8 protein-coding genes and 1 tRNA gene are annotated in these 7,610 nt (G+C 57.2%); 4 read left to right on the plus strand and 5 right to left on the minus strand.

Annotated features, from left to right (window positions below; translation table 11 throughout):
* Positions 1-208 precede the first annotated feature (208 nt).
* The gene (locus HMPREF3096_RS24015; RefSeq protein WP_012542740.1) at positions 209-874 is read right to left on the minus strand and encodes an HAD family hydrolase; all 666 of its coding nucleotides are present in this window, start codon (positions 872-874) and stop codon (positions 209-211) included.
* A gap of 95 nt (positions 875-969) precedes the next feature.
* Entirely contained in the window at positions 970-1,839 is an 870-nt protein-coding gene (locus HMPREF3096_RS24020; RefSeq protein ID WP_008805308.1) for a DMT family transporter, read from the minus strand.
* Positions 1,840-2,250: 411 nt separating this feature from the next.
* On the opposite strand from HMPREF3096_RS24020, the gene HMPREF3096_RS24025 reads away from it, so the two are divergent.
* On the plus strand, positions 2,251-2,817 hold the full coding sequence (locus HMPREF3096_RS24025; RefSeq protein ID WP_004222859.1) for an NlpC/P60 family protein: 567 nt from the start codon (positions 2,251-2,253) through the stop codon (positions 2,815-2,817).
* Between the two features lie 45 nt (positions 2,818-2,862).
* Here HMPREF3096_RS24025 and phoE read toward each other — a convergent pair whose 3' ends face one another.
* Complete coding sequence (phoE, locus tag HMPREF3096_RS24030) at positions 2,863-3,915, minus strand: phosphoporin PhoE (RefSeq protein ID WP_032729409.1); 1,053 nt, start codon at positions 3,913-3,915, stop codon at positions 2,863-2,865.
* Positions 3,916-4,204: 289 nt separating this feature from the next.
* Here phoE and proB point away from each other — a divergent pair, with 289 nt between their 5' ends.
* The 3 genes from proB (at position 4,205) to HMPREF3096_RS24045 (ending at position 6,761) form a co-directional block, all read left to right on the plus strand.
* Complete coding sequence (gene proB / locus HMPREF3096_RS24035; RefSeq protein ID WP_004204699.1) at positions 4,205-5,308, plus strand: glutamate 5-kinase; 1,104 nt, start codon at positions 4,205-4,207, stop codon at positions 5,306-5,308.
* Positions 5,309-5,318: 10 nt separating this feature from the next.
* Positions 5,319-6,572 (plus strand): glutamate-5-semialdehyde dehydrogenase, encoded by a 1,254-nt coding sequence (gene proA, locus HMPREF3096_RS24040; protein WP_016160355.1) that lies wholly within the window; start codon positions 5,319-5,321, stop codon positions 6,570-6,572.
* A 113-nt stretch (positions 6,573-6,685) separates the two neighbouring features.
* Positions 6,686-6,761: transfer RNA gene (locus HMPREF3096_RS24045), tRNA-Thr, on the plus strand.
* Positions 6,762-7,220: 459 nt separating this feature from the next.
* Here the strand turns inward: HMPREF3096_RS24045 and HMPREF3096_RS24050 are convergent.
* Both HMPREF3096_RS24050 and HMPREF3096_RS31230 read right to left on the minus strand, forming a co-directional pair.
* Positions 7,221-7,424: a hypothetical protein gene (locus HMPREF3096_RS24050; RefSeq protein ID WP_012542743.1), complete on the minus strand. Its 204-nt coding sequence runs from the start codon at positions 7,422-7,424 to the stop codon at positions 7,221-7,223.
* On the minus strand, positions 7,421-7,610 hold a 190-nt coding region (locus HMPREF3096_RS31230; RefSeq protein WP_141749345.1), incomplete at its 5' end, for a hypothetical protein. The genes HMPREF3096_RS31230 and HMPREF3096_RS24050, both read right to left, overlap by 4 nt.

Genomic DNA, 7,610 nt, shown 5'->3' on the forward strand with positions numbered 1-7,610 from the left:
CCCTGTGCGCTCCCTGCGCCATGAGTGACATAGCGCAGAAAAAATATTGGGAGCGCTATCTGTCCGGAAATAACATAGAAGTTGTAGCCCTGCCAGGCGCAGTATGCACAGGGAAATTTACGCTTGTACCGTTATTCCGCCGGGTGGCGGCTGCGCCTTACCCGGCCAGGGGTCGTGCGCCCTGCCGTTAATTTATTCACCGTTGTTGCTATTCCAGCCGCCAGCTCAGCACCGGCCAGCCATATCCGGCACCCGCCGCCTGCAGCTGCGGACAGGGATTGACCAGCCGCACGCGATCCGCATGCAGGCACAGCGGCAGATCGTTAATGGAATCGGTATAGAAAGTCACCTCGCCGTCATACTGCGGATGCGCCTCGCGCCACTGCGCCAGACGCGCCACCTTCCCCTGCTGATAGCTAGGGATCCCGGCAATGACCCCGCTGTAGCCGCCGTCGACCATCTCCACGTCAATGCCCAGCGCCTGATCAATCTCCAGCGCGGCGGCCACCGCCTGCACCAGCAGGCTAACCGAGGCGGAGATAATCAGCATCTGCTCCCCCTCGGCCCGCAGACGACGAATGAGCTCCCACGCCTGCGGATAGACCCGGGGCAGGATCGCCTCGCGCACGCAGCGGGCCACCAGCGCATCAACGTCCGACTTCGGTATTCCGGCCAGCGGCGCCTGGATCAGGGCCACATAATCGGCGATATTCATCTCTCCCCGGTCATAATCCGCCATTAGCCGCGCCTCGCGGGCAAGATACCCCTTCTGCGTCGCCAGCCCTTCGCGAACCATAAACTGGCTCCAGACCGTACTGCTATCGCCCTGTATCAGGGTGTTATCGAGATCAAAAATCGTCAGCGTGTTGCCCATGGTACTTTCCCTTACTGGTCAAAATAAGCTGCCGGGAGCATGCGTAAAAAAGATGACAGGAAAATGAACCGGACGCCAAAGCGCCCGGCTCGCCATCAGCCGGCGCGGACCTTCGCGGTGCGGAACACCAGCACGATCCCACCGATGATCGCCACCATACCGACCATCGCCGCCGCCGGCAGCCGGTTGCCCAGCAGCAGATAATCCAGTAGCGCCGTGATCACTGGCACCAGATAAAAGAGGCTGGTGACATTGACAATATTTCCCGCGCTCAGCAGACGATACAGCAGCAGCTGGGCGACCACCGAAATCAGCAGCCCGAGAAACAGCACCGGAATAATCAACCCGGCGTTAACAGTAAACTGGAAGCCGCTGACCGGGGCAATCAGCAGGCACAGCCCCAGACTGACGGCGTACTGCAGCGGCAGGACATCCGCCGGCGCCTGACGGCTGCGCTTTTGCCACAGCGCGCCAAAGGTCATCAGCAGCAGCGCCGCCAGCGCAAACAGGATCCCCACCATCGCCATCGGCGAGGCCGCCAGGCTGCGCCACACCAGCAGCACCAGCCCCGCCAGGGCAATCAGCAGTCCTGACAGCCGCCGCCCCTGCAGGCGACGCTCCACCACGCAAAGCGTAAGGATGGGCTGGATCCCCATGATGGTGGCGATAAGTCCCGGCGTCACACCGTTAGCCATCGCCTCGAAGTAACAGACCGAATAGCCGCCAATCAGCATCAGGCCGGTGGCCGCTGTCTGCAGGCGGGTGCCCGGCGCGGGTAGCCAGCGCCGACGGACGATGGCCAGCGGCGCCAGCGCGACCAGGGCAATCAGAAAACGAAAGACCAGCAGCGCCATCGGCGAAGCGTTGTCCAGTCCCCAGCGGGTGAAGATGGCCGCGCTGCCCCACAGCAGCACAAAAATGGCCGTTGTCGCCTGCGAGGCGAGCAGAGAATAGCGAACGTGCATAGCATGCTCCAGAACGTCAAACACAAGGTATCAAGCGTCATACCGGCAGGTAAGCGCCTGCTAAAGACGGCGTTAAGCGTCGAAAACAACCCGGTCTGGAGGGGGAGGCGGTGGGCAGAGCGTGGTGAAGCAATGATGAAGCGCAGACGTCATCCACCCCGCGTCGAAAGCGGCGCCGGGCAAAGTCTCACCAGAGATGGCGTAATGCGTCATGGAATGCCTCGTGAAATGTTTAATCAGAATCCTGGCACAGGCCGTTCGGAAGTGACAACTGCCTTTTATGGGTGATCTCTCGACTGGTTGTTTATTTTTAATCGTAAATAAACGTAAAGGCGGCCTCGGCTTATTCAGCCGTTCTTTTTAATCGGCTATAAAACAAAGCAGTCTGCTTGCTACTTCGAAAATAACGATATGAAGCCAAAACTGACGCATGCTCTCTTTTTAATTCCTTTTTTGTTGTTGGCAGGATGCTCCTCCTCACCGAAACAGGCAAAGAACACAAAATCTCATGCGGATATGACCATTGACGGCGGATCGGACGATCTGATCCCGGTGGTGGCGGCCCTGCATGATCAGATGCACACCTGGCAGGGAACCCCCTATGAATGGGGCGGTACTGAACAAAGCGGCGTCGACTGCTCGGGTTTCGTCTGGCGCACGTTGAAGGATCGCTTTAACCTGCCGATGGAGCGGATCACCACCCGCGAGCTGCTGCACATGGGCGTGCGGGTCAATAAACGCGATTTACGTCCCGGCGATCTGGTTTTCTTCCGCACCCGGGCCGGGATGCACGTTGGCTTTTACGATACCGATCATAATTTCCTTCACGCCTCGAGCAGCCAGGGCGTGATGCGCTCTTCGCTGGACAACCCTTACTGGGAATCGGCGTTCTATCAGGCGCGTCGTCTGCCGAAGGAGTATAACGCGCAGATCACCATGAACAGCGACACCCTGCATCTGGCGAAGAATCGCCGCTAAAAAAAAAGCCGCAGCCAGGGCTGCGGCGGGTGGTTCTGCGGTTAATCAGAACTGGTAGGTCATACCCAGCGCGACGATGTCGTCATCGTTGATGCCGAGTTTGTTATCGCTTTTCAGCTGGTTGATTTTGTAATCCACGAAGGCGTTCATGTTTTTGTTGAAGTAGTAGGTCAGGCCCACGTCAATGTAGTTAACCAGATCTTCGCTACCCACCCCTTCGATATCCTTCCCTTTCGACAGCACATAGCCGAGGGACGGACGCAGACCGAAGTCGAACTGATACTGCGCCACCGCTTCAAAGTTCTGCGCTTTGTTGGCAAAGCCGCCGCTGATCGGGGTCATTTTGCGGGTTTCAGAGTACATGGTCGCCAGGTAGATATTGTTGGCGTCATATTTCAGGCCGGTTGCCCAGGCTTCCGCTTTCGAACCCTGACCGCGGGACAGCAGGTTCTGCGCATCGGTACGGTCAGAGCTGGTGTAGGCAGCGCTGACGGCGAAGTCGCTGCCGCCGAAATCATAGCTTAATGAGGTACCAACGCCGTCGCCGTTCTGTTTCTTCGCTTCACGGCCTTCGTTTTTACCCTGGTACTGCAGGGTCATATCCAGACCATCCACCAGACCGAAGAAATCGGTGTTACGGTAGGTCGCCAGGCCGCTGGCGCGCTTGGTCATAAAGTTATCGGTCTGGGCAGAGGAATCGCCGCCGAATTCCGGGAACATATCGGTCCAGGCTTCCACGTCGTACAGGGCGCCAAGGTTACGACCGTAGTCAAAGGAGCCGTAGTTCTTCAGCTTCACCCCGGCGAATGCCAGACGGGTTTTCTGGCTCGAGTCGCTCTCGGTTTTGTTACCCGAGAATTCAGATTCCCAACGGCCATAGCCGGTCAGGTCATCGTTAATCTGCGTTTCGCCTTTAATACCGAAACGCACGTAAGTCTGATCGCCATCTTTGCTGTCATAATCGCTGAAGTAGTGCATGGCTTTGATCTTGCCGTACACATCCAGTTTGTTCGCGTTCTTGTTATAAACTTCCGCTGCCTGCGTCGCTGTTGAAGCCACAAAGCCCATCATCATTAATGCCAGAGTACTCTTTTTCATTATTCAGTCCTGGTGATTTATTTATACGCGCTATTCAATTGCGGGCGCTCGCCCATCAAAAACAGGAGGTTTTTTAACGCCGGGAGATTAAATATTTATGACAAGGTGGAACTTTTTATAAAAAAGAGTATTTAAATGTATCTGACATATTTTTGTCACATCCCCTCTCCAGAATGCCCGATCCCGCGCAATAAAATGGCGCGCCCGCCGCCCCGGGTGTTGGCAAGCGGGCCGACTCCTGCTACAACATCAGCTCGATATCGATATTCCTTTTGAACGGCAGAGAATCATGAGTGAAAGCCAGACGCTGGTGGTAAAACTGGGCACCAGTGTTTTAACAGGCGGGTCCCGCCGCCTGAACCGCGCCCATATCGTTGAGCTCGTGCGCCAGTGCGCACAGCTGCACGCCATGGGACACCGTATTGTCATCGTGACCTCCGGGGCCATTGCCGCCGGGCGCGAGCACCTTGGTTACCCGGAACTGCCCGCCACCATCGCCTCCAAGCAGCTGCTGGCGGCGGTGGGACAAAGCCGTCTGATCCAGCTGTGGGAACAGCTGTTTTCTATCTATGGCATTCACGTTGGCCAGATGCTGCTGACCCGCGCCGACATGGAAGACAGAGAACGGTTCCTCAACGCCCGCGACACTCTGCGCGCGCTGCTGGATAACAGCATCGTCCCGGTCATTAACGAAAACGACGCCGTCGCCACCGCGGAAATCAAAGTGGGCGATAACGACAATCTCTCCGCGCTGGCCGCGATCCTCGCCGGAGCGGATAAGCTGCTGCTGTTAACCGACCAGCCAGGCCTGTTCACCGCCGACCCGCGTAGCAACCCGCAGGCGGAGCTGATTAAAGACGTCTACGGCATCGACGACGCGCTGCGCGCCATCGCCGGCGACAGCGTCTCCGGACTCGGCACCGGCGGCATGGGCACCAAGCTGCAGGCCGCGGATGTCGCCTGCCGCGCGGGGATTGATACCATTATCGCCGCCGGCAACCGCCCGGACGTCATCGGCCATGCGATGGCAGGCCTGCCAGTAGGCACCTGCTTCCACGCTCAGGAGTCTCCGCTGGAGAACCGTAAGCGCTGGATCTTCGGCGCCCCGCCGGCCGGTGAACTGACCGTCGATGCGGGCGCGACCCAAGCGATCCTCGAAAGGGGCAGCTCGCTGTTGCCAAAAGGCATCAAAATCGTCAGCGGCAACTTCTCCCGCGGCGAAGTGATCCGCATCCGCAATAGCGAAGGACGCGATATCGCTCACGGCGTTAGCCGCTACAACAGCGATGCGCTGCGCCTTATCGCCGGCCAGCACTCGCAGCAAATCGATGCCATTCTGGGCTATGAATACGGCCCGGTGGCCGTCCACCGCGATGATATGATCATCCGTTAAGGAGCTGAAAATGCTGGAACAAATGGGCATTGCCGCCAAAGCGGCCTCCTGGCAGCTGGCGTTACTCTCCAGCCGGGAAAAGAACCAGGTACTGGAAAAGATCGCCGATTATCTGGAAGCGCAGACCGACGATATTCTGCGCGCCAACGCGGAAGATTTAGCCGAAGCTCGCGCCAATGGCCTGAGTGAAGCGATGCTTGATCGCCTCGCGCTGACCCCGGCGCGTCTGAGCGGCATCGCCAGCGATGTGCGCCAGGTGTGCAATCTAGCCGATCCGGTCGGCCAGGTGATCGACGGCGGGCTACTGGACAGCGGTCTGCGTATTGAACGTCGCCGCGTCCCGCTGGGGGTGATTGGCGTGATTTATGAAGCGCGACCCAACGTGACGGTCGACGTCGCCTCCCTGTGTCTGAAAACCGGCAACGCAGCGATCCTGCGCGGCGGGAAAGAGACCTGGCGCACCAACGCCGCCACGGTGAAGGTGATCCAGCAGGCGCTGCAGGAGTGCGGTCTGCCGGCCGCCGCGGTACAGGCCATTGAGAGCCCGGATCGCGCGCTGGTGGGCGAAATGCTGAAGATGGATAAATACATCGATATGCTGATCCCCCGCGGCGGCGCTGGCCTGCACAAGCTGTGCCGCGAGCAGTCAACGATCCCGGTGATCACCGGCGGGATTGGCGTGTGCCATATTTTCGTTGATGAAACCGCCGAGATCGCCCCTGCGCTGAAGATCATCGTCAATGCCAAGACCCAGCGGCCGAGCACCTGCAATACCGTGGAAACGCTGCTGGTGCACCGCAACATCGCCGACACCTTCCTGCCGGCGTTGAGCAAGCAGATGGCCGAGAGCGGCGTCACCCTGCATGCCGCCCCTTCCGCCCTCCCCACGCTGCAGAACGGCCCGGCGAAAGTCGAGCCGGTGAAAGCGGAGCAGTATGACGACGAGTATCTGTCGCTGGATCTGAACGTCAAAGTGGTGGCCGATATGGATGAGGCTATCGCCCATATTCGGGAACATGGCACCCAGCACTCCGACGCTATCCTGACCCGCACCCTGCGTAACGCCAACCGCTTTATCAATGAAGTGGACTCTTCCGCCGTCTACGTGAACGCCTCCACGCGCTTCACCGACGGCGGCCAGTTCGGCCTTGGCGCGGAGGTGGCGGTCAGCACCCAGAAGCTGCACGCTCGCGGCCCGATGGGGCTGGAAGCGTTAACCACCTATAAGTGGATTGGTTTCGGCGACGATACTATTCGTGCGTAAATGAGAACGGGCGATGCAAAAATAGGCAGTTGATTCCACTGGCTATTGACGCATCGCCCGCTAAGTTCTAACCTTTTGCCTCGTGATTCACGCTCGTGAACACCTCTTGCAGGGCCGATATAGCTCAGTTGGTAGAGCAGCGCATTCGTAATGCGAAGGTCGTAGGTTCGACTCCTATTATCGGCACCATCATGTAAAAATCCTTATAAATCAATAAGTTAGACTTAAAAATCTGTCTTTTATTCATCTATAAGAATCGGTAAATCATCCCTCATAACTGCCGTTATGGTTGATATGGCAATTGGGAATGTTAACTGTAACGGCCTGTAGTTGTACAGCTCGAACAGGTACAAGCTCAACTCGAAGCCTATGACGTTGCCAGCGTCTCTAATCAATCCCAACACTTTTAACCGTTCCACACTTAGCGCGGTGTCCCGTAACAGCCTGTCGTGATGACACGCCACGGATAAACGAGCAAATGATGGGAATCCTAACCAGTCCGGGAAAGGGGCTGGCTCTCTCGTGGTGTTCACCGTGCCATAAACGAACGGTACTCGATAAGAGAACGGTTAACTGAAAGATGCGCATAAGGCGCTTGTTATGGTGTCCCATCACGGCGCTAAATGGCTGCTATTGCCTTGAAATCACTCATGCCGATTCAATCAGGTGAGCCAATGCCAGCAATCTCACGCGCTGCTCTGATAATCCGCCCAATTTGTAACGTCCCGCAAGTTCATAACCTACTCTGTCCAGCTTCTGTAGCATTGGGACAGGAATATTCAGGGCGAGATTTTGAGTTAACGGAATTGCATCCCCTTGAGACTTCAGAGGATTACACGGATAAAGCGTCATTCAAACCTCCTGAGCATCTCCCCGATTGCCAGTGTTAAACGTTGGTCTTCTGATACCACGCCTTGACCAATCTGTTCAGAAAGCTTTTCCAGCTTTGTGATAAGCGATGGATGCAGCGTCATCAGAAGATTACAACTTACTTTCTGACCATATTCAGGCTTTGTTGAATAAATCGAACTTTTGCTG

The sequence above is a fragment of the Klebsiella sp. HMSC25G12 genome, assembly GCF_001807705.1.
Classification (GTDB): domain Bacteria; phylum Pseudomonadota; class Gammaproteobacteria; order Enterobacterales; family Enterobacteriaceae; genus Klebsiella; species Klebsiella variicola.

Coding starts and splice junctions, on each gene's coding strand:
- phoE (WP_032729409.1), bottom strand. CDS start 3,915: ATGAAAAAGAGTACTCTGGCATTAATGATGATGGGCTTTGTGGCTTCA.
- HMPREF3096_RS24020 (WP_008805308.1), bottom strand. CDS start 1,839: ATGCACGTTCGCTATTCTCTGCTCGCCTCGCAGGCGACAACGGCCATT.
- HMPREF3096_RS24015 (WP_012542740.1), bottom strand. CDS start 874: ATGGGCAACACGCTGACGATTTTTGATCTCGATAACACCCTGATACAG.
- proB (WP_004204699.1), top strand. CDS start 4,205: ATGAGTGAAAGCCAGACGCTGGTGGTAAAACTGGGCACCAGTGTTTTA.
- HMPREF3096_RS24050 (WP_012542743.1), bottom strand. CDS start 7,424: ATGACGCTTTATCCGTGTAATCCTCTGAAGTCTCAAGGGGATGCAATT.
- HMPREF3096_RS24025 (WP_004222859.1), top strand. CDS start 2,251: ATGAAGCCAAAACTGACGCATGCTCTCTTTTTAATTCCTTTTTTGTTG.
- proA (WP_016160355.1), top strand. CDS start 5,319: ATGCTGGAACAAATGGGCATTGCCGCCAAAGCGGCCTCCTGGCAGCTG.